Below are 23,419 nucleotides of genomic sequence, written 5' to 3'. Positions count from 1 at the left end.
CGATGACGTCCCCGCCTGCCTTCGGACTCACCGTGAGCCAGAACCACTACCTGGCAGCGGAAACCACCACGATGGACGCGATCCTCCGCGTCACCGCGGTCGATATCGAGGACCGTTCCGCCGTCGCGGCGCAGGCGATCCTGCTCGACTGCTCCGACTCCATGTCCATGCCGCCGACGAAGATCGCCGCGGCCCGGCGGGCGGCCGCGGCCGCGATCGACGTGCTGCGCGACGGCACCTACTTCGCCATCATCGAGGGAACGTCGCACGCCAGGATGTGCTATCCCGCCACGGGAATGGCGATAGCCGACAAGATCACCAAGGCGCAGGCCAAGCGCGAGGTGTCCGCCATCGTCGCCAGCGGCGGCACGGCGATGGGGTCATGGCTGTCCATGGCGCGCGACCTGTTCACCGCCTACCCGGACGCGGTTCGGCACGCCCTGCTCCTCACCGACGGCAGGAACGAGCACGAGACCGCGGCCGAACTCGACCGGGTTCTCACCTCGTGCGCTGGAAACTTCGTCTGCGACGCACGGGGAATCGGCGAGGGTTGGGACCCTCATGAGCTCCGGCGCATCGTCACCGCATTGCGGGGATCCGCCGACGCGGTGCGCTCCGACGCCGAGTTGGCCGCCGACTTCAGCGCACTGACCGAGGCCGCGATGGCCAAGACCGTGCCGGACCTGCGGATCAGGGTGACCGCGATGCCGGGGACCGAACTGAGCATGCTCAAACAGACGCACCCCAGCGAGTTGGACTTCACCGCGGGCCCCGCGCGCCAGGAGGGGTTGGTGTGGGAGTTCTCCACCGGGTCGTGGGCGGGTGGAGAGAGCCGCGACTACCAGGTGACGCTGCGGATAGCGCGCGAGGACACAGATCCAGTGGCCGAGGACCTGCAGGTCGCCGTGGTCGACCTTGTCACGGGCGATACCGACCGCTGCGCCGCGCCGCGACCGGTGCTCGTGCACTGGACCCGGGACCCAGAGCGCTTCAGCCTGGTCGACCCGGACGTCGCGCACTACCGGAGGCAGGCGGAGTTGGACCGGGCGGTGAACGCCGGTGCCGACGCTTTCAACGCCGGACGGCACGACGACGCGGCCCGCGAGTGGGGACGAGCCATTCGGCTGGCCGACGAATCGGGCAACACGGAGATCCGCGGGCGCATCGACCGGGTGGTCGACGTGATCGACGTCGAGCAGGGAATCGTGCGGGTCAAGCCGAACCTCTCGCACGGCGACGTGCTCGCCCTGGTGGTTGTGTCGAATGAATCCAGCAGGAGCGAATCACCGCGGCCCGACCACCAGTCCGGCACAGCGCAGGGCCCGCCCACACCGGATATCACCTGCCCGGTGTGCGCACGAATCTCGCCGGGCACCGACACACTGTGCGTTCAGTGCGGCCAACCGCTGGCCACGCCATGACAGCGCCGCCCACCACGACGCGACAGTCCTTACGCCGATTCCGCAATGCCCTGCTGGCGCTGACCGTGGTGACCGCGTGGTTCGCGATGGCGGCGTTCAACCGTGCTCAGGACACCGCGAACACGGTGAACACCAGCACCGCACCGGGGATCGTCGCCGTGTCCGCCGCGCGTGGCGCGCTGATCGAGGCCGACCGGGCCGCGATCACCAGCTTCAGCACCGGCGCCGCGCACCTCACCGGCCCCGGCGACGACTACCGCGGCCAGATCGCCATCGCCAGCCAGAACCTGACCCAGGCCGCGCAGGACATCGGCGACGACGGCGACAGCGCGACGCTGGAGCTTGTCGACGGGCTGCTGGTGTCCTACACCAGTTCGATCGAGCAGGCCGCGGCCAGCTTCCGGCAGAGCGAGCGGACCGCGCCATGGGCGAGTGACCTGTGGACGGCGTCGCGGCTGCTGCACGCCGAGCACGGCGTGCTGGCTCTGCTCGACCGGCTGCGGGACCAGCAAATAGACACACTGGACGACCAAGTGGACTCGGGCACCGCACTGGAATGGCTGTTGTGGGCGGCGCCAGGAACCGGATTGCTGGTAGTCCTTCTCGCCACCCAGGTCTCCCTGCGGCGCCGATTCCGCCGGACCCTCAACGCCGGTCTCGTCGCGGCGACCCTGTTTGTGCTCGGCTTGGGCGTGGTCGCGGCGCTCACACTCGTCACTGGCAGCCGCCTCGACGCGACCCGTGACACCGTACGCGAACTGAGCAACAGCTGGCGGCAGCAGGCCGACGCCCGCGACAACGGGGGCCAGCGTGTCCTCGCCGACCTGATCGACACCCAATGTGCTGCGGAGGCGGGAGAATGCGGCAGCACCGTGCAGAGGATCGTCCTCGACATCCGGCATACGAGCCACCCAGACTCGTCGCAGGCCAAGCCGACCGACGGGTCAGCTAGGATCGTTGACCACGCGGCGACCGCCAGCGGCAACGACGGCTACGCGTTCCTCATCCCGCTCACCGCGGCGCTGGCGGCGGTCGCCATCGCGGCCGGTCTCTATGTCCGCATGGACGAGTATCGGTATCGGTCACGATGACCCGGATCCCTACGCTGATCGTCCTCACGCTGGTGCTGATGGCCAACGCGGGGCTGGGCGGGTGCGCGACCGCACCGGACAACGGCAAGGTGACGATCCTCGGGTCCTGGTCGGGCGCTGAGAAGGAGCGGTTCGACGGCGCGCTGGCAGCGTTCACGAAACTGACCGGCATCCAGGTCGAATACATCGGCACGGCCGCGGTCGGCCAGGTGCTGGAGTCCGAAGTACAGAAGGGCACGCCGCCGGATATCGCCGTGCTGCCCAGCCCCGGCGACCTTGCTCGGTATCGCGCCGAGCTGACCCCGCTCGACGACATAGTCGGCGACAGCTGGACCACCGACTACAGCCCGCAGTGGCAGCAGTTGGCGAAGGCGGGAATGGACAAGCTGTACGCGGTTCCGGTGCAAGCCAACGTCAAGGGCCTGGTTTGGTTCAACACCAAACGCCCACCGCGGCCGCGGCCCAACACCTTCCAAGACCTGATGACATTGAGCACCGCCCTCGCGGCCGCAGGCGAAAGCCCGTGGTGCATGGGTGTTTCCGCACAGTCGACGTCAGGATGGCCCGGCACGGACTGGATCGAGGACGTTCTGCTGCACCAGTCCGGTGTGGACGTCTACCAGAAATGGGTGGCGGGGCGGCTGCCGTGGACATCGCCGCAGGTCCGGCAGGCGTGGACGACGTGGGGCGCGGTGGTGACCACCCCTGGCCACGTTCGCGGCGGCCCGAAGGCCGTACTGCTGACCGAGTTCGGCGACGCGGCCCAGCCGATGTTCGGCGACCGGCCAGGGTGCATGATGGAGCACCAAGCGTCGTTCATACCCGGCTTCTACGCCGGACACAAGTCAAAGCCCCGCCGCGGCACCGACATCGATTTCTTCCTGCTGCCGCCGTTCGAGGACGCACACGCGGCCTCACGCGCGGTGTCGGCCGACCTCGCGGGTGTCTTCAAGAACACTCCACAGGCGCGCGCGCTGATCAGATTCCTGGTCTCCGAGCAGGCCCAGCGGGAGTGGGTCGCCGCGAACGCCTACTCGGCGAGCACGGCGGTGCGGCCTGCCGAGTACGGCGACCAGATCGCCCAGCGCATCGCCGCCGAGCTGACCGGGCCCGCCCCGCTGTGCTTCGACGCGTCCGACCTGATGCCCACCGCCATGCGCGGCGCCTTCTACCGCGCGGTGCTTGAGTACCTGAGCGACCCGTCTCGACTGGACACGCTGCTGCAGCACCTCGACAAGATCCGCGGCGAACTGCCGACCGAACAATGGCTGACTGTCGCTTGTGGATGATGAGGTCCCGCATGCCAACCGGTTGAATGCCCGCTCAGGACGACACTTCGTAGCAGGTGACGACCGCGGCGGCGCGGTCGCGCAGGGAGGTGCGCAACCACTGTGGGGCCAGGGCTTCCGCGTTCGTGGCGAGCTGCCACAGCGCCCACTCGGCGTGTCGTGAATCTTGGAAGGTCACCTCCAGCCGCAGCCAGCCGTCCGCGTCGGTTTCCTCGGTGCGGACGGCCAGCGCGGTGCCCACCAACTCCTCCCGCCGCGCCGGGTTCACCCGGACCAGCACGGCGACCTGGTCGCCGCCGGTCCGGAACCGCGTGCTGCGTTCCTGCCAGGCCCGGTCCAGATCGACCCGGTCCGGTCGCTCCGCGGGTTCGGGGAGTTCCTCGGCGGCCAGCACCCGGGACAGCCGGTAGGTGCGGTCCGCCCCGGATCTCGTGGCCAGCAAGTAGCCATGGTCGCGGACGGTGACCAGGCCGATCGGGTCCACCGTGCGCCACTGCGGGGTCTGGTCCGCGGCCGCGTAGTGGATGCGCAGCTTGTGTCCGGCGAGCACCGCGCGCCGGATCTCGGCCAATGGGCCCGCGGGCACCTGCTCAGTGACCAGCCTGCGCGAGAGCAGGTCGGTCTCCGGGTCGATGAGCAAACGCTGGGCCGCGCCGCTCGCCGTGTTGCGATGGCTCTCGGGTAGCGCGTCAACCACCTTGCGCATGGCCGAAGCGAGCGCCGAGCCAAGGCCGAGCGCCTGCGCGCCGCGCCGTGAGCCTGCGACCAGCAGGGCGAGTGCCTCGTCGTGGTTCAGCCCGGTGAGCTCGGTCTGGAAGCCGGGCAACAACGCGAACCCGCCGTGCCTGCCGCGTTCGGCGTAGACCGGGACGCCTGCCGCGGACAGTGCCTCGATGTCGCGCAGCACGGTGCGGGTGGATACCTCCAGCTCGCGGGCCAGCGTGGCGGCGGAAAGCCTGCCGTGCTGACGCAGCAGCAGCACCAGCGAGACCAACCGGTCGGCGCGCATACGAAGACTTTACCGGAATACACGACACAAGATGTCGTGATTGGCTGGGAGGCTCACCAACATGACCAAGGAGATGCCGATGGAATCGACTGGAGCTGATGTGGCGATGGAGCGAACGGCGGTCAACCCGTGGCCGTGGTCGGCGGAGCTGGGGTACAACCAGGGTGAGATCGTTTCCGGGCACACTAGGACCCTGTACTGCGCCGGACAGACCGCGATGAGCGGCGACGGCAAGCCCCAGCACGCCGGTGACATGGCGGCGCAGTTGGCGCTGAGCCTCGACAACCTGGAGGCCGTGCTCGGCGAGGCCGGTATGTCCCTCGCGAACCTCGTCCGGCTCAACGTCTACACCACCGACGTCGATCTGCTTTTCCAACACTACGGCGTGCTGGCGTCGCGACTGGGTGCCGCCGGGGTGGCACCGGCCACCACGATGCTCGGGGTGACCCGGCTGGCGATCCCCGACCTGATGGTCGAGCTAGAGGGAACCGCCGTGGCGTGACGCTCGACGCCTACGGTTGAAACGGTACGAGTAGCAGGCAGGCGGGTGATTTCCGGTGCTCAGAATGGTGACAATCGGCGTCTACGGCTTCGACGGCGAGTCCTTCCTGCAACGACTGCGGCGCGCGAACGTCCGCCTGCTACTCGACCTACGCTAGCGCCGCGGCGTCCGCGGACCCGAGTACGCCTGGGCGAACTCGGCGCGGCTCCAGCACGCGCTGGCCGAAGCGGACATCGGCTACCGGCACGTGAAGGAGCTGGCGCCGACGACCGAACTGCGCCTGCTCCAGTACCGCGAGGACGACCGGCAAGGGGTGGGCAAGCGCAACCGCGTCACGCTCGCGCCCGAGTACGCCAAGCGCTACATCCGAGAGATCCTCGCCCCGTTCGACCTCGGCGCCCTCGTGGCGCGGCTCCCGGGCGACTCGGTGACCGCCCTACTCTGCGTCGAGCGCGATCCAGAGGCGTGCCACCGCTCGCTCGTGGCCGACCGCCTGCGCGCCGAACTCGGCTTGGCGGTCACCGACCTCCGCCCGGGTTGAGCCATGCGCAGTCCAGCCATGTCCAGACTGCGAACGTGCGGTAGGGGGTCGTCGCCACCGAGGTCGGCGGCGGGCGGCGGCCGGCTACGACGCGCGGCGACGGCTATCGGAGGTACCTCGCGCGATCTTGGGCGGGCGGTTGGGCTCGCGCTCGGCCAGCTACGCCGCATCACAAGACCCGGCGTTACCCAATTGGACGGCGGGCTTGTTGCTCCCAGGCCGCGACCCCTCCCTGTACGGTCCGCTAGGGACAGCGGCAGGCGGAGGTAACGGTGTGGTCGACGGATGACCGGCGCGATTGAGCGGGCCACGCATGGATCGGCGTCGGTGCCGCTGGTGTTCGGCGCGGGTGCCGCGGTCGGGGTGCTGGGCGGGATGATCGGCCTGGGCGGCGCGGAGTTCCGACTGCCGCTGCTGATCGGGCTGTTCGGGTTCGCCGCGTTGGCCGCGGTGATCCTGAACAAGGCGATGAGCCTGATCGTGGTTCTCACCGCCCTGCCCGCGCGCCTGGCCGCGGTCCCGGCCGCCGAACTGGGCGCGCACTGGATGGTCGCGGCCAACCTGCTCGCGGGCAGCCTGCTCGGCGCCTGGGCAGGCGCCTCGTGGGCGGTGCGGATGCGGACCAGCACCCTCTACCGTGTGCTGGCGGTGCTCATGGTCGGCATGGCCGCCGCCCTGATCCTCACCCACACCGCCACAGTGGGCGCCCTCGACCTGCCCGGTGGGGTTCGGGCGGTGGCCGGGGTCGCCGCCGGGTTCGGCATCGGCGTCGTCGCCGCGATCATGGGAGTGGCCGGGGGTGAGCTGCTGATTCCCACGATCACCCTGCTCTACGCCGTGGACATCAAGCTCGCGGGCAGCCTGTCACTGCTGGTCTCCCTACCCACCATGCTCGTCGCCTTCGCCCGCTACAGCCGCGACCAGAGCTTCGTCGTGCTGCGCCACAACCTGCGCTTCACCGCGGTTATGGCCGCCGGATCCGTCTTCGGGGCACTGCTCGGCGGGCTGCTGCTCGGCGTCGTCCCGGACCTGGTCCTGATCCCGCTGCTGGCCGCCATCCTGCTGATCTCGGCGGTCAAGCTCGCCCGGCACTGAGCGCGCGGGACCGTCCACAGTGGTCATCGGTCGAGGGTCAGCTGCCGGTGGTGGAAGTCGAAGTGCTGGGTGGGGAACCGGTAGATGTCGGCCACGGTCATGAAGTCGGTGAAGAACGGGTCCCACCTGGTCGGGTAGTGCATGCCGCGGGCGAGGTCGGTGGCGGTGGCTCGGTCGATCATCCGGTCGAGCACCCCGGTGATCCAGTCGAACATGCGGCCCATGCGGTGCGGTGTCAGGACGTTGCCCGCGAGCCGGGCCGCGGTGTAGTTGACGGCGTCGAACGGTGCGGTGGCCGCGTTGAGCAGACGGGCATAGGTGCGACTGACGCCTGCGGGAAGGCGGCCGAGTAGGCGGGCCAGGGTGAGCAAGGCCGGGATGATCAGGTAGCCGAGAAGCATGTGGAACAGCAGCTGCTGGTTGTTCCACCGGGTGCCGTTGGTCGGCAGGCGGAGGCTGTCCGGGTTCGCGCTGTCGAGAAGTTGGTGGAAGGTGGCGCGGGCTCGGGCGAGGTCGGCGTGCACGGCGTCCTTGTCCACGAAGCTGAGTATGCGCCGCTGTTCAGGTCTTGGTGGCGAGCAGCGCGGCGGTCGCGGTGGCGGCGGCGAGGATGAGGAAGGCGGTGTCGTGGCCGCCGAGACTCTCCGCGAGGGTGGTTTCGGCCCAGGGGGCGAGTGCGGCGGTGATCGCGATGGGGGCGGTGAGGATGCCGCTGAGGCGGGCGTAGTCGCGGGTATCCCAGCGGTCGCTGATCGCGGTGGCGTTGAGCAGGGTGGTCAGGCCGCGGGCGCCGCCGAGAACAAGCACGATGGCGATGAGGGCGGTAGCGGGTCCGGGGAGGATCGCCAGGAGGGTGATGGTGGTCGCGGCAGTGGTGAGGACGAGGGCGGTGCGGGTGGTGACGCTGGTGGCGGCGGCCAGGCGTGGGTAGGCCAGGCGGCCGCAGACTTGGCCGATGCCGCCGAGGCCGAGGGCGAGTGCGGCGGTTTCGATGGTGAGGCCACGTTCGGTGAACAGGGGAACGACGCCGACGATGACGGCGCTCGCGGCGAAGGCGGACAGGCTCATGGCCAGGGCGAGCAGCAGGAAGGTCCGGGTGCGGGCGGGCGGCGCGGCGCTGTGCGGGCGGGCTGCGACTGGATGCCACGGGCCGCGTAGGCCGAGTGCGTGGGCGGGGATGGTGAACGCGAGGACCGCGGCCAGGGCGAGGTAGGTGTGGCGCCAGCCGAGGTGGGTGAGCAGGGCGGCGGTGATAGGGGCGAAGACGGTGCTGGCCAGGCCGCCCGCGAGGGTGAGGGTGGTCAAGGCGGTGACGCGGCGGTCGCCGGACCAGCGGGTCAGGGCGGCGAAGGCGGGTTGGTACAGGACCGCCGACATCGCGACCCCGGCGGCGAGCCAGCAGGCGGTGAACTCGGCGATGGTGCGGGCGTGGGCGATGCCGAGCAGCGACAGCACGGCCAGGATCGAGCCGGTGGTCATGACGACGCGGGGGCCGCGGTGGTCGAGGACTTTGCCGATGACGATCCCGGCGAGCGCGGCGACGATCTGACCGGCGGAGAACGCGGCGGTGACCGCGGCAGGGGACCATCCGGTGGTGGTCGCGATGGTGGGGGCGAGGACGACGAAGGCGTAGTAGAGCACGCCCCAGCTGGTGATCTCGGTGGCGCACAGGACGGCCAGGACCCGCCGTTGCCCGGCGCGGGGTAGCGCGCCGGGCAACGTGGTGATCATCGGCCGGGAGCCACGAGAGAAATCTCGACCGGCGCGACCGGGGCGCAACACCCGCCCGAACTGGCCTCGGCGGGTTCGTCGAACACCCCGGCGCCGCCGCAGACGCCGGTCTCGGGCAGCGTCAGCTCGACGCGCGCGGCGCTCTCGTGGTCGCCCGCGATGGCGGCGACGATGGAGCGAACCTGCTCGTAGCCGGTCATCGCGAGGAACGTCGGGGCACGCCCGTAGCTCTTCATCCCGGCCAGGAACACGCCCGCCTCGGGCTGGGCCAACTCAGCGACGCCGTGTGGGTAGACGGTGCCGCAGGAGTGGACGTTCGGGTCGATCAGCGGGGCCAGCGCGCGCGGGGCCTGTAGGACAGGGTCGAGGTCCAGGCGGATTTCGGAGAGCCAGGTCAGGTCAGGACGGAAGCCGGTGAGGACCACGACCTCGTCGACCGGGTCGAGCTTGTGCCCGTCGAAGGACTCAAGCACCAGGGTGTCGTCGACGCGTTCGACGATCGCGGTGCGGAACCCGGTGACCGTGCGGACGTGCCCGGCCTCGGCCGCCGCCTGCGCACGCAGGCCGAGGGCTCCGCGTGCGGGCAACTGGTCGGCTTCTCCCCCGCCGAACACCGTGCCGACCGCGCCGCGCCGCAACAGCCACAGGATCTCGGTGCCCGGGTTCCCCTCCGCGAGCCCGGCCAGGGTGACCAGCGCGGTCAGCGCGGAGTGGCCGCTACCGGCGACGGCGATGCGCTTGCCCGCGAACCGGGCGCGCACGGCCGGGTCGGCGAGGTTCGGGACGCGGTAGGTGATCCGGTCGGCCGCCGCCTGCTCGCCGAGCGCGGGGAGACCGTCGCCACCAAGCGGATTCGGGGTGGTCCAGGTGCCGGAGGCGTCGATCACGGCCTGGGCGCCGATGCGCTCCTCACCGTCGGCGGTGGCGACGTGCACGGTCAGCGGCTCGGTGTCGCGGCCGGAGTCCACCACCCGGTCACGGCCTCGGCGGGCCACGCCGACGACCCGGGCGCCGAAGCGGACCTTGTCCCCCAGCGCGGCGGCCAGCGGGCGCAGGTACAGCCGCGCCCACTCCTCCCCCGTCGGATAGACCGCCGGGTCCGGACGCTGCCACCCCGTCGCCGCCAGCAGTTCAGCGGCGGTCGGGTCGACCAGCTCCGACCACGCGGAGAACAAACGGACATGGTTCCACTGCGCCACCGCCGCGCCCGCCGAGTCCCCCGACTCCAGCACCAACGGCGTCAGTCCCCTGGCCACGACCTGCGCCGCCGCCGCGAGACCGACCGGCCCAGCTCCCACCACAACCACCGGCAACTCGCTCACCTGAACACTCCTTCATCGACGAAGTTCGATGTTTGCGACTCTATCGACGGATATCGATTGACGCAACCATCGATTTTGGTCGATACTTGCTTCATGACGACGACAGTCCCGCCCCTGCTCGCCCCCGACGACGCCGCGACCTACGCGGAGTGGTTCGCGTGTCTGGCCGAGCCGACCCGGGTGCGGCTGCTGCACGCGGTGGCGACGTCGACGTCGATCACCGTGGGCGAGCTGGCCGAACGGCTCGGGATCAGCCAGTCGACTTGTTCACACCATGTGAAGAAGCTCGCCGACGTCGGATTCCTGTTGATGCGCAAGGAAGGCACCGCCACGCTGCTGACGGTCAACGCCGCGTGCTGCGCGGGTCTGCCGCACGCCGCCGACGCCGTCATGGGCGCGCTCGCGCCGCGGCCGTGCTGCCCGGAGGACCTGCCCGGCGACGTGTCGGTGCGGTCGCTGGAGCAGGACGACTGGACCGTGGTGCGCCGGATCTACGCCGAAGGCATCGCCACCGGGGATGCCACCTTCGAGACCACCGTGCCCTCCCGCACCGAGTTGGCCGCGAAGTGGTCCGCCGAGCACCGCTGGGTCGCCGAGGTCGACGGCCAGGTCGCGGGTTGGGCCGCCGCGACCCCGGTGTCCAACCGCGAGTGCTACGCCGGAGTCGCCGAGACCTCGGTCTACGTCGGCGACGACTTCCGCGGGCGCGGCGTCGGCAAAGCACTGCTGCACAAACAGGTCACCGCGGCCGACCAAGGTGGCCTGTGGACGCTGCAGACCTCGATCTTCCCGACCAACCGGGCCAGCCTGAACCTGCACCACTCCGCGGGCTTCCGCACGCTGGGCATCCGCGAACGCATCGCCCAGCAGGACGGACAGTGGCGCGACACCGTCCTGTTGGAACGACGTCGAAACGACATGTGACGGCCGTGTAGTCGTCACGCGTTCTCGATGGCAGGGCGCCGGTCGTCTTCTTGATCTTGCCGCGCACCGCTATCCCGGCCAGCAACCGCGCGGGCAGTGTCAGCGCGGGATCCCGGCGAGGTCGGCCATCAGAGCCATGTTGTGGTCGAAATAGTCGGCACGCGCCTCGATGGTGTCGTCCAGGCGGCCGAACACCTCGAAGTTGATCAGTCCGAAAAGGTGGGTCCAGCAGGCGAACACGCGGGCGAGTCGTTCCTCCGACAAATCGCCAGGGCGTTGGTCGATCAGCCGACGAAGGTCGGCGCGGACAGGTTCGCGGATCGTCGACGGCACCGACTCCAGTTGTTCCGCGCCGTCGATGACGATGTCCACGAGCAGGAATACCACCTTCGACGCCAGTGGGACGGTTTCCTGCGGCGCGGCGTAACCGGGCACCGGGGTGCCGTAGAGCAGGCCGTATTCGGCCGGGTGCGAGAGCGCCCACGTCCGCGCGGCACGGCAGACCGCGAGCCACCGGCCACGCAGGTCGTCGCGAGGCATGCTCGCGTCGGCCTCGGTCGCCGCGTTGCCCATCGCCTCGTAGCCGTCGATGATCAATGCGGTGAGCAGGGCATCGCGGCTCGGGAAGTACCGGTACAGGGCTGAGGCGACGATGCCCATGTCCCTGGCCACAGCGCGCAGGGACAGGTTCCCGCCTTCCGCGGCCAGGCGCGTGCGGGCGACCGCCTTGATCTCCTGGCTCATCTCGGAGCGGACCCTGGCGCGCAACGAAGGTGCCGACATGCCCATAGTGTCGCACAACTCCGAGAACACCAGAACTCGGCGAGAACAGCGTTCTTGACCAGCCGTCCACAGCCGGAGTACGGTGTTCTTATCAGAGAACATCGTTCTCGAAGCCACCGGAAGAGATGGTCATATGCCCCTTCACGTCATAGTCGGTGCGGGCCCGGTCGGCTCGGCCACCGCACGCCTGCTTGCCGACCGAGGCGAGCAAGTCCGCCTCCTCACCCGCGGCGGCCACGGCCCCGAACACCACGGGATCCAGCGCATCGCCGCGGACGCGAGCGACGCCACCGCCCTCATCCGGCACACCGAAGGCGCCGTCGCCCTGTACTGCTGCGCGGGCCCGGCCTATCACCGCTGGTCCACCGACTGGCCACCCCTCGGCGCGGCACTCATCCACGCGGCGGAGACCAGCGGCGCGGTGCTCGTGACCACCGGAAACCTCTACGCCTACGGCCAGGTCGACGGCGCCATGACCGAGGAACTGCCGCTGCGTCCCAACTCCGTCAAGGGGCAGGTGCGGTCGAAGCTGTGGACCGACGCGCTGGCCATGCACGACGCCGGTCGGATCCGCACCGCCGAAGTCCGCGGATCGGACTACCTCGGCGCGGGCACACTTACCCCGTTCACCGCCATGGTCCTACCTAAACTCCTCGCAGGCAGGCGCGGTTCGATTCCCGCCGACCTCGACGCGCCGCACAGCTGGACCTACGTCGGCGACGTCGCCCGCACCCTGGTCGCCGTCGCCGCCGACAACACCGCATGGGGCCGCCCCTGGCACGTACCCACAGCCGCTCCCCTATCCATCCGCGCCCTCGCGACCCGCGCCGCCGAACTGGCCGAAGCCCCGACGGCCCGCGTCGCCACGATGCCCCATTTCGCGCTCCGCCTCGCCGGACTCTTCAATCCCGCCGCGCGGGAGATGCTCGAAGTCCAATACCAGCTGCGACGACCGTTCATACTCGACTCGTCCGCCGCCATCACGGCCTTCGGCATCGAACCGACTCCGACCGACAATGCGCTCCGCGAAACCATCGAGAGCGCGCGCAGGAGCGGCGGTGATCGACGGACAGGAACAGTGGCTGGGTCCCAAGCTGATACAGCGCAACGTTCCCGTTGAGGCATGGAGAACTCAGTCTTCTGGCGGCATCGGGATCGCGTGGACGAGCGCGACCCGCCAGTCGTCGTCGACCCGACGCATGAGAATGCTCGCCGGGGCGGAGATGTGTTGAGGCTCGCCCTGGAGCACGTAGTCCTGTTCCAGCCAGCACGTCGTCAGTCCCACGTCCCCCCACTGCGCATGGTGGACCTGCGATACCTCGGTCCGAATGTCGCTGACCATCAGGCCGAGCTGGTCGAAGTAGGAGTTGATCGCACCGGCGTCGCGTAGCCAGTTCCGTGAGAGCTCATCGACGCCCTGCGCGTCATCGGTGAGCATCGCTCGCATCGCCGCGAAGTCCTTGCGGTCGAACGAGTCGAACAACGCGTCGAGAGTCGCTTTCATGTCCTGCATGTCAAGGTCACCTCGCAAGCAAACACAAGCCGTGACATGACAACACACCCACGAGCGTCCAGTGAGTAGGGGCGAATGTCCCCACGCGTTCTAGCTGAGGTTGGGGCGCAACCAGCGCTCGACCTCGGTTATCGGCAGGGCGCGGCGGGTTGCGTAGTCCTCCACCTGGTCACGGCCGAGGCGGCCGACGGTGAAGTAGCGGGAGCCCGGGTGGGCGAAGATCAAGCCGCTGACCGCGGCCGCCGGAGTCATGGCGAACGACTCGGTGAGGCCGAGGCCGACCGTTTCGGCGCCGAGGAGGTCGAAGAGGGACTGTTTGAGGCTGTGGTCGGGGCTGGCCGGGTAGCCGAGTGCGGGGCGGATGCCGCGGAAGCGTTCGGCGTGCAGATCGGCGAGGTCCGGCTCGGAGTCCGGTTCGAACCAGGCGCGGCGGGCCTGGAGGTGGATGTGCTCGGCGAAGGACTCGGCCAGGCGGTCGGCGAGGGCCTTGGTCATGATCGCCCGGTAGTCGTCGTGCTCGGCTTCGAACTTGGCGGCCAAGGCGTCGGCACCGTGGATCGCCACGGCGAAGCCGCCCAGATGGTCGCCCGCTGGGGCAACGTAGTCGGCGAGGCAGCGGTTGGGGCGGCCTTCTGGCTTGGCGGTCTGCTGGCGCAGCATCGGGATGGTCACACCATCGACCACGATGTCGTCGCCTTCGCTGTGGGCGGGCCAGAAGCCGAGCACGCCTTTGGCCTGAAACAGGGATCCGGCGATGATCTCGTCGAGCAGTGTGTTGGCCTCGGTGAACAGCTCGCGCGCGACGGGCTGCTCCAGGATCGCCGGGTACTTGCCCTTGAGTTCCCACGCCAGGAAGAAGAACTGCCAGTCGATCATGGCGCGCAGCGTGTCCAGATCGGGTTCGACCAGGCGGACGCCGGTGAAGTCGGGGACCGGGAGGTCGGTGAAGTCCACCCGCTCGGGATTGCCGCGCGCCTGGTCGATGGTCAGGACGGCGGTGCTCTGCCGCGCCTCGTGACGCTCCCGCAGGCGTTCCTGGTCGGCGCGGTTGCGCGTGGTCAGGGCCTCGGCGCGCTCGGGGTCGAGCAGTTCGGCGACCACACCGACCACCCGGGAGGCGTCCTCGACGTGGACGGTGTCGAAGTCGTAGGCGGGCGCGATCCGCACCGCGGTGTGCTGGCGTGAGGTCGTGGCGCCGCCGATGAGCAGGGGCAGCTTCAAGCCGCGGCGCTGCATGTCCGCCGCGACGGCGACCATCTCGTCCAGGGACGGGGTGATCAGACCGGACAGGCCGATCGCGTCGGCGGACTCCTGGATCGCGGTGTCGATGATGACCGACGCGGGCACCATCACGCCGAGGTCGATGACCTCGTAGTTGTTGCAGCCCAACACGACGCCGACGATGTTCTTGCCGATGTCGTGGACGTCACCCTTCACCGTGGCCATGACGATCTTGCCCTGACCCCGGGAGACGTCGACTTCGCCCGCGGCGCGCGCCCGCTCCTTCTCGGCCTCCATGTACGGCTCCAGGTAGACCACGGCGCGCTTCATCACGCGGGCGCTCTTGACGACCTGCGGCAGGAACATCTTGCCCGCGCCGAACAGGTCGCCGACGACCTTCATGCCGTCCATCAGCGGACCCTCGATGACATCGAGTGGCCGAGCCGCGCCCTGCCTGGCTTCCTCGGTGTCCTCCTCGATGAAGTCGACGATGCCGTGCACCAGCGCGTGCGCGAGCCGCTCGGCCACCGGGGCCGCACGCCACGACAGGTCGATCACCCGCCGGGTGCCGCTGCCGCGCACGCCCTCGGCGTGGGCGACGAGCCGGTCGGTGGCGTCCGCCCTGCGGTCGAAGAGCACATCCTCGACCAGTTCGAGCAGGTCGGCCGGGATGTCGGCGTAGACGGCGAGCTGACCCGCGTTGACGATGCCCATGTCGAGTCCGGCGCGCACCGCGTGGAAGAGGAACGCCGCGTGCATGGCCTCGCGGACGATGTCGTTGCCGCGGAAGGAGAACGACAGGTTCGAGATGCCGCCGCTGATCCGCACGCCAGGACAGCGCTGCTTGATCAGCGGGAGCGCGTCGATGAACGCCTTGGCGTACCCGTTGTGCTCGGCGATGCCCGTGGCAACGGCCAGCACGTTCGGGTCGAAGATGATGTCCTGCGGGGCGAACCCGGCCCGCTCGACCAGCAGGTCGTAGGCGCGGGCACAGATCTCCACCTTGCGCTCGGTGGTATCGGCCTGCCCCTGCTCGTCGAAGGCCATGACGACCACGCCCGCGCCGTGCGACCGGATCACCGCGGCCTGGGCCAGGAACGGCTCCTCACCCTCCTTGAGGCTGATCGAGTTGACCACGCCCTTGCCCTGCACGCACTTCAGGCCCGCCTCGAGCACGCTCCAGCGGGAGCTGTCGATCATGATCGGGATGCGGGCGATCTCGGGCTCGGTGGCGATGTGGTTGAGGAAGGTCGTCATGGCCCGCTCGCTGTCGAGCAGGTCGGCGTCCATGTTGACGTCGAGCAGGTTCGCCCCGCCGCGCACCTGTTCGAGCGCGACCTCGACGGCGGCGGTGTGGTCGCCCGACTCGATCAGCCTGCGGAAGCGCTTGGAGCCGGTGACGTTGGTGCGTTCGCCGATCATGACGAACCCGGTGTCGGCGCCGATGCCGAAGGGCTCCAGCCCGCTGAACACCGTGGCGCGCGGCTTGCCAGGCAGCGGGCGCGGGGGCAGTCCCTTGACCGCCGCCGCGATCTTCGCGATGTGCGCGGGCGAGGTCCCGCAGCAGCCGCCGACGGCGTTGACGATGCCCGAGGCCGCGAACTCGCCCACCAGCGCGCTGGTCTGGTCCGGGGTCTCCTCGTACTCGCCGAACGCGTTCGGCAGGCCCGCGTTCGGGTGCGCCGCGGTATAGCCGGGGGCGAGCCGGGACAGCTCGGCCACGTGCGGGCGCATCTCCGCGGCGCCGAGCGCGCAGTTCACACCGACGACCAGCGGTTCCGCGTTCTCGATCGACCGCCAGAACGCCTCGACGGTCTGTCCGGACAGCGTCCGGCCGCTGCGGTCGACGATAGTCACCGAGATCCACAGCGGCAGCTCGGGCGCCACCTCCCTGGCCGCGGCGATCGCCGCCTTGGCGTTGAGGGTGTCGAAGATCGTCTCGATCATCAGCAGGTCGACACCACCCTCCGCGAGCGCGCCGATCTGCTCGGCGTAGGTGGCGCGAACCTGGTCGTACGACACCGCGCGGTATGCGGGTTCGTCGACCCGCGGCGACAGCGACAGGGTGACGTTGAGGGGTCCTACCGACCCGGCGACGAACCGGCCGCCGAACTCGTCGGCGGCCTGCCTGGCGAGCCGCGCGGCCTGCCGGTTCATCTCCGGCACCAGGTGTTCAAGGGCGTAGTCGGCCTGGCCGATGCTGGTGGCGGTGAAGGTGTTGGTGGTGGTGATATCGGCACCGGCGGCCAGGTACTGGCGGTGGATGTCGAGGACCACGTCCGGCCGAGTCAGGTTCAGCAGGTCCGGGTTGCCGGTGACATCCTTCGGATGGTCAGCGGCGATGAGCTGACCCCGGTAGTCCACGGGAGTGAGCCGCGCGCCCTGGAGCATGGTGCCCCAGGCTCCGTCGAGGACCGCGACCCGCTCGTCGAGAAGCCTGCGTAGCGCTTGGGTCGAGACGGACACGTGCGCACCTCCCACTAGTGGAAGGCGCCCTTGCAGCGGTCGTCATCGGCGAGCGTGGCGGGTGACCCCGTCGCAGCGCCTCTCGCCGACGTTCACATGGTAGAAGATCATCACGCCGATGCGGATCGCGTCTCGACAGGCGGGACGCAGGCGTCGATATTGCGATCGTGTGGCGGGACCACTGCTAGGCCGACCGAGCGCTATCTGGTCACCGCGGAGTTCGGCGAGATGCCTCGGACGAGCAGCCCGGGTGTGGCGGTCGTCGGGGCTTCCCATCGGGTGGCGTAGTGGTCGAGGAAGATCTGTCCGACGAGTTCACCCCGGCTGCGCACCCCGGTCTTGTCGAAAATCGACTTGAGGTGGTCCTGCACGGTGTAGGGCGAAAGGGACAGCGCGCGGGCGATCTCTTTGGTGACGCGGCCCTGGACGCAGTGCATCGCGACGTGGCATTCCCGCTCGGTCAGGCCGTAGGAGAGTGCGATTACCGGTGCGACGTCCTGCGGGGTGGCGGGGTGGATGATGACCGCGGTTCGCCCGCCGCTGTCCCCGTTGAGGCGGGTGCCGTAGAGCAGGAGCCAGACGCCGGAGCGGGTGCGGACCCGGACTCGCGCGGCGAGTTCGAGGGGGTCGGTGCCGGGTGCGATGGCGCGGGCTCGGGCTGCGACCGCCTGGACGGTTTTCGACTCGCTGGGCGTGCTCGGCGGGGGGTCTTCGATCAGCTCGCCGATCCAGCGTTCCGCGGCGCCGGAGATCGACTCCGGCGCACCGTGCTCGTCGAAGACGACGACGCCGGGACCGTGGTCGACGGGTGCGCCCGCGTTCGGCGCCATCGGCTGCGCGAGGAGGGCACGGCGGATGCCCGCGCCGATCGAGGGGGCCAGCCTGGCGAGCGTCCGCACCTCGGTCTCGGTGAAGCAGGGCTCGTCGGCGGCGCGCAGGAAGGCCGCCGCTCCCCAGTAGATGTCGTCGACGACCAACGACACGCGCAGTTCGTCGCCGAAACCTTGGGTCTCCTGGGATCGGTGCCTGGCCGAGCGGGACAGGTCGCCGTGGGTGTCGATGCTGGTGGCCCCAGCGATGCGACCGCTGCGGGCGAGGAAGGACCACTTGTTGACGTCCTCGATGACGTACTCGTGGTGGGCCAGCCACGATCCGGAGCAGCCGACGTCGCGGTTGACGCTGCCGGTGAACAGGATCGTGCCCGGGTCGACGGTGTGGCAGCACCATGCGTGGAACGGGATGACGGTCGCGAGCGCATCCGCGACCGCCGCGCTGTAGTCCACCCACGTAAGTCCCCGCGCGCGCAGTGACGCGATCTCGTCGCGGACTTGCGGAACCAATGCGCGCATACCTGAGATTACGGCCGGATGATGCGCGACGGCACCCCCAGAATCGTGGGGGTGGCGGCCGCGGGTGGCCGCCGCTCAGGCTGACGGTATGACAACCACACACAAAGCCCCCACTGGGGCAGCCCATGACGTCGTGACGCCTGATCGGATCTTCGAGATCGCGCAGGGCTTCATGGTCAGCAAGCACCTGTTCGCGGCGAGCGAGCTCGGCGTGTTCGAGGCCCTCGGCGAGGGTCCGACGGACCTCGACGGACTCGCCGCCCGCACCGGACTCCCCCGCCGTACGGCGCGCATCACCGTGGACGCGATGGTCGCGATCGGTCTGCTGGAACGGCACGGCGACCACTACTCGAACAGCCCCGTGGCGGCCGCGTTCCTGTCCGGGGCGACCCCGGCCGACCTGCGGCCCCTGCTCAGGTTCTGGGACCGGCTGAGCTACCCGGTGTGGGCGGATCTCGCCGGAGCGCTGGGCCGCGGCAGGCCCGCCCGCGAGATCTTCGAGATCGACGACGAGTTGGTGCCGATCATGTCGGCCGGTATCGCGGCCGCCACCGCCGCTGCCTGCCGCGTCCTTCCCGAGGTGGCCGGGCTGCCGCCCGCGAGCCGGGTCCTGGACATCGGCGGCGGCACCGGGTCCTGGTCGATCGCCCTGGCGACGGCCGACCCGAACCTCATGGCCACGGTGCTCGAGCTGGCCGACGTGGCCCGCGTCGCCCGGGACCACCTGAAAAGTACGGCCCACGCCGGCCGCGTCGACGTCCAGGTCGGTGACGTCCGCGTCGACGACTTGCCGCGCGGGTTCGACGCTTTCCTGGTCGCCAACCTGGTGCACTACTTCACGCCGGAGACGAACCGGTCGATCCTGCGCCGGATCCGCGCGGTGGCCGAACCCGGCGCACGCTTGCTGCTCGCCGACTTCTGGACCGACCCGACCCACACCAAGCCGCTCCCAGCCGCGCTGATGGCAGGCGAGTTCGCCGTCCACCTCAACGACGGCGACGTCTACAGCGTCGAGGAAGGCACCGCCTGGCTGCACGAGACCGGATGGCGCTACCTCGACCACCGGCCGCTGGCTGGGCCGATGAGCGTCATCGTCGCGGAAGCCGCGTGAGTGGTCAGTCCAGCCAAGGAAGGAACGGAGGCAGGTCGCCGACCACAGTGCCGGGGAACGTCGGTGCCCGCTTCTGCAGGAACGCGGTGATGCCCTCCACCGAGTCCGGACTCGCGAACGCGTGCGCGATCAGCTTCGAGTCGAGCTGGAACGATGCCTCCGGAGTGATCTCGCCCTGCATGTGCAGCAGGGTTCGCCGGATCACCGCCGTGGCGACGGGGGCGGTGTTGGTGATGAGGTCGCGGGCGATCTCGTGTGCCGTGTCCAGCAGCGCGTCAGGTTCGACGACCTGCGACACCAGGCCCGCCGCGAGTGCCTCAGCCGCGGGGATGAGCCTGCCGGTGAGCATCCACTCCTGCGCACGGGCCAGGCCGACGATCCTGGGCAGGTACCAGGTCGAGCCGCCCTCCGGGAACAGGCCGCGGCGGGCGAAGACGAAGCCGAAGCGGGTGTCGGACGCGGCGACGCGGATGTCCGCGGGCAGGGTCAGGGTGGACCCGACCCCGACCGCGGCGCCGTGGATGGCGGCGATGACGGGTTTGTTCACCCGTGACAGTGGCCGGGTCGCGCGGGTAGCGGGTTCCACCCAGTCGGCGGCCGTGAAGTCGTCGCCGCCTTCGGTGAGGTCCATGCCGACGCAGAAGTCCTTGCCGTTGGCGTTGATCACGATCACGCGGACATCGGCGTCGGCGTCCGCCGCGGCGAAGGCGTTGCCGAGTTCGTTCGCCATCGTGATGGTGTAGCCGTTGCGGGACTCAGGGCGGTTGAGGGTGATCGTGGCGATCCGGTCCTCGACCACGTAGGTGATGGCCTCGAAAGTCATTGCGCTCCTTGGGAAGTCGCCGCCCCGATGACGGCGGGGCGGCGACACGACCGGCCTTCTGTTCCCCGACTCAGAGTGAGCGGGCGATCAGGTCCTTCATGACCTCGTTGGCCCCGGCGAGGATCCGCATGACGCGGGCGCCGGTGTAGATGCGCGAGATCGGGTACTCGTCCATGTAGCCGTAGCCGCCGAAGAGTTGCAGGCAGCGGTCGGCGACCTCGCCCTGCCGGTCGGTGAGCCAGTACTTGACCATCGCCGCGGTCGTCACATCGAGCTCGCCGCGCAGGTGCTTGACGACGCAGTCGTCGAGGAATGTGCGGCCGATCCGGGTGATCGTGGCGCACTCGGCGAGCTCGAATCTGGTGTTCTGCATGGCGAACAGCGGTTTGCCGAACAGCTCGCGCGACTTGGTGTACTCGACGGTCAGGTCGACGGCGACTTCCATCGACGCCACGGCCAGGGCGCCGGTGAGCAGCCGTTCCTGCGGGAGCTGTTGCATGAGCTGGATGAAGCCCTTGCCCTCGGCCGGGCCGAGCAGGTTCGCCCGCGGCACCCGCAGTCCGTCGAAGAACAGCTCGGCGGTGTCCTGGCCCTGGTTGCCGATCTTGTGCAGGATCCGCCCGCGCTGGAAGCCCGGAGTGTCGGCGCCGACCTCGGCCACGATCAGGCTCAGCCCGGCCGCACCCGCGGCGTCGCCGGTCTTGCAGGCGATGATCACCAAGTCGCACAGGGCGCCGTTGGTGATGAATGTCTTCGCGCCGCTGATGACGTAGTCGTCGCCGTCCTTGGCCGCGCGGGTGGCGATGGCCTGTAGGTCCGAGCCGGTGCCTGGCTCGGTCATCGCGATGGAGCCGACCCACTCCCCGCTCGCCAGCTTCGGCAGCCACCGCAGCTTCTGTTCCTCCGAGGCGTAGGCGTTGAGGTAGTGCGCCACGATGCCCGCGTGCACGACGAAGCCCATCGCCTGGTCGCCCGCGCGGACCTGCTCCTCGATCAGCACGATCTCGCTGGCGAACGTCCCGCCCCCGCCCCCGTACTCCTCGGGGATCGACATGCAGCTCAGCCCCAACTCACCCGCACGCGCGTACAGTTCGCGATCGGGGTGGCCCTGCTCGATGAACCGCTCCTGCAGCGGCGCCACCTCCTTGGTGAAGTAGGTGCGCGCGAGGTCGCGGACCGCGGCCAGGTCGTCGTCCATCCAGGGCGACCGAACACTCTGCATCGACACGCCGATGCCTGCCTTTCCGATCGATCGAGCCGTCACCGTTTTCTCCCGTGCAACAGGGTTGTCAGAACCCTGACAACGCGATCGGTGAACTCGGTGCGGGCGAAGGTGGTCAGCGCGAGCGGAGACAGGAACCGCTGCCTGGTCACGGCCTTCGGGTAGGTGAACTCGCGCAGTCCGTCAGGTCCGTGCACCCGGCCGAAGCCGGAGTCGCCGACGCCGCCGAGCGGCAGGGTCGGGACCGTGGCGTAGGCGACGAACGCGTTGATCGCGACGCCGCCCGCACGGATCCGGCGCGCGATCTCGTCGCCGCGCCCGCGCGCGAAGATCGTGACGCCGAGGTGGTAGCGGCTGGCGTTGACCAGCTCGACCGCCTGGTCCATGTCGTCGACCTTGGCGATGGTCATGGTCGGCCCGAAGGTCTCCTCGGTGACCGCGAGCGCGTCCTCCGGCACGTCGACCAGGATCGTCGGCTGGACGAACTGGCCGTCGATGGCGTCGAGACCGCCGAGCACGGCCCGGCCACCTCGGTCGAGCGCGTCCTGGATGTGCGCGCGGATGACGGCGACCTGGCTGGGCATCGTGATCGGGCCGATCTTCGCGCCCGCGCGCACGTCCTTGGCCGCGGCCAGAACCCGGTCGAGAAACTGGTCGTAGACCAACTCGTGCACGTAGACCCGCTCGACACCGAGGCAGGTCTGCCCGGCGTTGGACAGCGCGCCCCACACCGCCGCGTCCGCCGCGGCGTGGAGGTCGGCGTCCGCGTCGACGATGAGCGCGTCCTTGCCGCCGCATTCCATCAGGACGGGCGTCAAGGATCGCGCGCAGGCCGCCATGACCTTCTTGCCGGTCGCGGTCGAGCCGGTGAAGCCGATCTTGTCCACACCGGACTCACACAGCGCCGCCCCGGTCGCGCCGGACCCGGTGACCAGGTGCAGCACCGGGTGTTCCAGCACGGCTCGCTCGAACGCCCGGACCAGCCACTCCCCGACACCCGGGGAGTACTCGCTCGGTTTGAACACGACCGCGTTGCCCGCGGCGAGCGCGAAAGACAGCGAGCTGAGCGGGGTGAACACCGGATAGTTCCACGGGCCGATGACACCGACCACGCCCAGCGGTGAGTACTCCAGCGTCGCCGCCTGGTTGATGGTCATCAGGTCGCTGGGCATCCGCCTGCGGCCGAGCACGCTTCCCGCGTTCTTGGCCGCCCATGCCAAGTGCTGCAGGGCCATCACGATCTCCAGCCTGGCGTCCGACACCGGCTTGCCGACCTCGGCGTTGATCACCTCGGCGAGGGTGTCGGCGCCGCGGGCGATCTCGCCGCGCCAGCGGTCGAGCAGCCTGCCACGCTCGGCGAAGCTCAACACCGCCCACGCGGGTGCAGCCGTCCTCGCCATGGCCACGGCGTCCGCGACCTCGGCCGCATTGTGTTCGGGATAGCGCGCGATGACCTCACCGGTCGCCGGGGCGCGCACCTCGAATGTGGTGGCGCGAACCTGTACCTCGGTCATCGGTCAACACCCTTCGGTTCGACCACTTTGCGGATGCCGTTCGCGATGCCGCCCATGAGCCTTCCGGTCAGCGGGGCGCCGAGCTTCAAGGCCGGACGCACCGCCGGGGCCCCGGTGTAGGCGAATGTCCACGTGAGCCGGGTTCCGTCGAAGGTCTCGTCAAGGCGCAGATCCTCACCGAACATGGTGAACAGGGGCCGGGTCGCGGCGTCGACGGAGAACGTCATCCGCTTGCCTTCTTCCCAGCGGTAGAAGCGTTCCCGCAGCGAGACGAGCCCCGGCCCGAGCGTCACCTCACGGATGGTGCCGACGCCGAACGGGCGTGGGGTGCTCCATTCGACGCAGGTGATCAGGGGCGACCACGACACGAGCGCGTCATTCGCGGTCAGTGCCGACCAGACCGCGGCGGGCGGCGCGGCGAGCTCGACGACGTGCACGTGTCGAGTCGCCGCGGCCCAAACCACGTCGCCTTCGGCTTCGTTCAAGGTGTAC

The 23,419-nt window shown here is 69.7% G+C and carries 20 protein-coding genes and 1 pseudogene; 9 read left to right on the top strand and 12 right to left on the bottom strand.

Annotation, left to right across the window (positions count from 1 at the left end; genetic code table 11):
* The first annotated feature begins 2 nt into the window (after nt 1-2).
* From BN1701_RS07965 to BN1701_RS07955, 3 genes are read left to right on the top strand one after another with little or no spacing between them, the layout of a single operon-like run.
* Entirely contained in the window at nt 3-1,421 is a 1,419-nt protein-coding gene (locus tag BN1701_RS07965; protein WP_054046945.1) for a VWA domain-containing protein, read from the top strand.
* Nucleotides 1,418-2,512, top strand: a complete 1,095-nt coding sequence (locus tag BN1701_RS07960) for a hypothetical protein (RefSeq protein WP_067521097.1) — start codon at nt 1,418-1,420, stop codon at nt 2,510-2,512. The genes BN1701_RS07965 and BN1701_RS07960 overlap by 4 nt, the downstream gene beginning before the upstream one ends.
* Nucleotides 2,509-3,801, top strand: coding sequence for an ABC transporter substrate-binding protein (locus BN1701_RS07955; RefSeq protein ID WP_054046941.1), 1,293 nt, complete (start codon nt 2,509-2,511; stop codon nt 3,799-3,801). Before BN1701_RS07960 ends, BN1701_RS07955 begins: the two co-directional genes overlap by 4 nt.
* Before the next feature lie 34 nt (nt 3,802-3,835).
* On the opposite strand, the gene BN1701_RS07950 is transcribed toward BN1701_RS07955, so the two are convergent.
* Nucleotides 3,836-4,810: a YafY family protein gene (locus BN1701_RS07950; protein WP_054046939.1), complete on the bottom strand. Its 975-nt coding sequence runs from the start codon at nt 4,808-4,810 to the stop codon at nt 3,836-3,838.
* A gap of 106 nt (nt 4,811-4,916) precedes the next feature.
* On the opposite strand from BN1701_RS07950, the gene BN1701_RS07945 reads away from it, so the two are divergent.
* The 3 genes and pseudogenes from BN1701_RS07945 (at nt 4,917) to BN1701_RS07935 (ending at nt 6,948) form a co-directional block, all read left to right on the top strand.
* Complete coding sequence (locus tag BN1701_RS07945) at nt 4,917-5,312, top strand: RidA family protein (RefSeq protein ID WP_054055707.1); 396 nt, start codon at nt 4,917-4,919, stop codon at nt 5,310-5,312.
* 202 nt (nt 5,313-5,514) lie between these two features.
* Nucleotides 5,515-5,853: pseudogene (locus tag BN1701_RS37160) on the top strand (DUF488 family protein); the annotation flags it as partial.
* Between the two features lie 285 nt (nt 5,854-6,138).
* The gene (locus BN1701_RS07935) at nt 6,139-6,948 is read left to right on the top strand and encodes a sulfite exporter TauE/SafE family protein (RefSeq protein WP_054046937.1); all 810 of its coding nucleotides are present in this window, start codon (nt 6,139-6,141) and stop codon (nt 6,946-6,948) included.
* A 23-nt stretch (nt 6,949-6,971) separates the two neighbouring features.
* Here the strand turns inward: BN1701_RS07935 and BN1701_RS07930 are convergent, their stop codons facing one another.
* From BN1701_RS07930 to BN1701_RS07920, 3 genes are read right to left on the bottom strand one after another with little or no spacing between them, the layout of a single operon-like run.
* The gene (locus BN1701_RS07930; protein WP_054046934.1) at nt 6,972-7,487 is read right to left on the bottom strand and encodes a DinB family protein; all 516 of its coding nucleotides are present in this window, start codon (nt 7,485-7,487) and stop codon (nt 6,972-6,974) included.
* Between the two features lie 22 nt (nt 7,488-7,509).
* The gene (locus tag BN1701_RS07925) at nt 7,510-8,679 is read right to left on the bottom strand and encodes an MFS transporter (protein WP_054046932.1); all 1,170 of its coding nucleotides are present in this window, start codon (nt 8,677-8,679) and stop codon (nt 7,510-7,512) included.
* A complete protein-coding gene (locus tag BN1701_RS07920) occupies nt 8,676-10,001 on the bottom strand; it encodes an NAD(P)-binding domain-containing protein (RefSeq protein ID WP_054046930.1) in 1,326 nt (441 codons plus the stop codon). Before BN1701_RS07920 ends, BN1701_RS07925 begins: the two co-directional genes overlap by 4 nt.
* A gap of 93 nt (nt 10,002-10,094) precedes the next feature.
* Between BN1701_RS07920 and BN1701_RS07915 the strand changes: the two genes are divergently transcribed.
* Entirely contained in the window at nt 10,095-10,925 is an 831-nt protein-coding gene (locus BN1701_RS07915; protein WP_054046928.1) for a metalloregulator ArsR/SmtB family transcription factor, read from the top strand.
* Nucleotides 10,926-11,024: 99 nt separating this feature from the next.
* On the opposite strand, the gene BN1701_RS07910 is transcribed toward BN1701_RS07915, so the two are convergent.
* Complete coding sequence (locus BN1701_RS07910; RefSeq protein WP_054055706.1) at nt 11,025-11,708, bottom strand: TetR/AcrR family transcriptional regulator; 684 nt, start codon at nt 11,706-11,708, stop codon at nt 11,025-11,027.
* Between the two features lie 133 nt (nt 11,709-11,841).
* Here BN1701_RS07910 and BN1701_RS07905 point away from each other — a divergent pair, with 133 nt between their 5' ends.
* On the top strand, nt 11,842-12,828 hold the full coding sequence (locus tag BN1701_RS07905) for an NAD-dependent epimerase/dehydratase family protein (RefSeq protein ID WP_054046926.1): 987 nt from the start codon (nt 11,842-11,844) through the stop codon (nt 12,826-12,828).
* Between the two features lie 12 nt (nt 12,829-12,840).
* Here the strand turns inward: BN1701_RS07905 and BN1701_RS07900 are convergent, their stop codons facing one another.
* From BN1701_RS07900 to BN1701_RS07890, 3 genes are all read right to left on the bottom strand, one after another.
* Entirely contained in the window at nt 12,841-13,221 is a 381-nt protein-coding gene (locus BN1701_RS07900) for a nuclear transport factor 2 family protein (RefSeq protein WP_054046924.1), read from the bottom strand.
* A gap of 90 nt (nt 13,222-13,311) precedes the next feature.
* Nucleotides 13,312-16,908: a methionine synthase gene (metH, locus tag BN1701_RS07895; protein WP_197672061.1), complete on the bottom strand. Its 3,597-nt coding sequence runs from the start codon at nt 16,906-16,908 to the stop codon at nt 13,312-13,314.
* A 200-nt stretch (nt 16,909-17,108) separates the two neighbouring features.
* The gene (locus BN1701_RS07890; protein ID WP_054046920.1) at nt 17,109-18,257 is read right to left on the bottom strand and encodes a LuxR C-terminal-related transcriptional regulator; all 1,149 of its coding nucleotides are present in this window, start codon (nt 18,255-18,257) and stop codon (nt 17,109-17,111) included.
* Nucleotides 18,258-18,345: 88 nt separating this feature from the next.
* Between BN1701_RS07890 and BN1701_RS07885 the strand changes: the two genes are divergently transcribed.
* The gene (locus BN1701_RS07885) at nt 18,346-19,368 is read left to right on the top strand and encodes a methyltransferase (protein ID WP_054046918.1); all 1,023 of its coding nucleotides are present in this window, start codon (nt 18,346-18,348) and stop codon (nt 19,366-19,368) included.
* Between the two features lie 4 nt (nt 19,369-19,372).
* Here BN1701_RS07885 and BN1701_RS07880 read toward each other — a convergent pair whose 3' ends face one another.
* From BN1701_RS07880 to BN1701_RS07865, 4 genes are all read right to left on the bottom strand, one after another.
* The gene (locus BN1701_RS07880; protein WP_054046916.1) at nt 19,373-20,191 is read right to left on the bottom strand and encodes an enoyl-CoA hydratase-related protein; all 819 of its coding nucleotides are present in this window, start codon (nt 20,189-20,191) and stop codon (nt 19,373-19,375) included.
* Nucleotides 20,192-20,261: 70 nt separating this feature from the next.
* Complete coding sequence (locus BN1701_RS07875; RefSeq protein WP_369800668.1) at nt 20,262-21,419, bottom strand: acyl-CoA dehydrogenase family protein; 1,158 nt, start codon at nt 21,417-21,419, stop codon at nt 20,262-20,264.
* Nucleotides 21,420-21,451: 32 nt separating this feature from the next.
* A complete protein-coding gene (locus BN1701_RS07870) occupies nt 21,452-22,927 on the bottom strand; it encodes an aldehyde dehydrogenase family protein (RefSeq protein ID WP_054046914.1) in 1,476 nt (491 codons plus the stop codon).
* Nucleotides 22,924-23,412 (bottom strand): SRPBCC family protein, encoded by a 489-nt coding sequence (locus BN1701_RS07865; protein WP_231949526.1) that lies wholly within the window; start codon nt 23,410-23,412, stop codon nt 22,924-22,926. Before BN1701_RS07865 ends, BN1701_RS07870 begins: the two co-directional genes overlap by 4 nt.
* Between the last annotated feature and the right edge of the window lie 7 nt (nt 23,413-23,419).

Origin of the sequence: Alloactinosynnema sp. L-07 (assembly GCF_900070365.1) — a bacterium.
GTDB lineage: Bacteria > Actinomycetota > Actinomycetes > Mycobacteriales > Pseudonocardiaceae > Actinokineospora.
Note: the sequence above shows the minus strand (reverse complement) of the source record. Positions and strands in the feature narration are given on the sequence as shown.

What these genes read in the sequence shown, in the direction of transcription:
- BN1701_RS07880 (WP_054046916.1), bottom strand. Translation starts at nt 20,191, where the DNA reads ATGACTTTCGAGGCCATCACCTACGTGGTCGAGGACCGGATCGCCACG.
- BN1701_RS07965 (WP_054046945.1), top strand. Translation starts at nt 3, where the DNA reads ATGACGTCCCCGCCTGCCTTCGGACTCACCGTGAGCCAGAACCACTAC.
- BN1701_RS07910 (WP_054055706.1), bottom strand. Translation starts at nt 11,708, where the DNA reads ATGTCGGCACCTTCGTTGCGCGCCAGGGTCCGCTCCGAGATGAGCCAG.
- BN1701_RS07950 (WP_054046939.1), bottom strand. Translation starts at nt 4,810, where the DNA reads ATGCGCGCCGACCGGTTGGTCTCGCTGGTGCTGCTGCTGCGTCAGCAC.
- BN1701_RS07955 (WP_054046941.1), top strand. Translation starts at nt 2,509, where the DNA reads ATGACCCGGATCCCTACGCTGATCGTCCTCACGCTGGTGCTGATGGCC.
- BN1701_RS07905 (WP_054046926.1), top strand. Translation starts at nt 11,842, where the DNA reads ATGCCCCTTCACGTCATAGTCGGTGCGGGCCCGGTCGGCTCGGCCACC.
- BN1701_RS07885 (WP_054046918.1), top strand. Translation starts at nt 18,346, where the DNA reads ATGACAACCACACACAAAGCCCCCACTGGGGCAGCCCATGACGTCGTG.
- BN1701_RS07915 (WP_054046928.1), top strand. Translation starts at nt 10,095, where the DNA reads ATGACGACGACAGTCCCGCCCCTGCTCGCCCCCGACGACGCCGCGACC.
- BN1701_RS07890 (WP_054046920.1), bottom strand. Translation starts at nt 18,257, where the DNA reads ATGCGCGCATTGGTTCCGCAAGTCCGCGACGAGATCGCGTCACTGCGC.
- BN1701_RS07935 (WP_054046937.1), top strand. Translation starts at nt 6,139, where the DNA reads ATGACCGGCGCGATTGAGCGGGCCACGCATGGATCGGCGTCGGTGCCG.
- BN1701_RS07870 (WP_054046914.1), bottom strand. Translation starts at nt 22,927, where the DNA reads ATGACCGAGGTACAGGTTCGCGCCACCACATTCGAGGTGCGCGCCCCG.
- BN1701_RS07960 (WP_067521097.1), top strand. Translation starts at nt 1,418, where the DNA reads ATGACAGCGCCGCCCACCACGACGCGACAGTCCTTACGCCGATTCCGC.
- BN1701_RS07925 (WP_054046932.1), bottom strand. Translation starts at nt 8,679, where the DNA reads ATGATCACCACGTTGCCCGGCGCGCTACCCCGCGCCGGGCAACGGCGG.
- BN1701_RS07900 (WP_054046924.1), bottom strand. Translation starts at nt 13,221, where the DNA reads ATGCAGGACATGAAAGCGACTCTCGACGCGTTGTTCGACTCGTTCGAC.
- BN1701_RS07945 (WP_054055707.1), top strand. Translation starts at nt 4,917, where the DNA reads ATGGAGCGAACGGCGGTCAACCCGTGGCCGTGGTCGGCGGAGCTGGGG.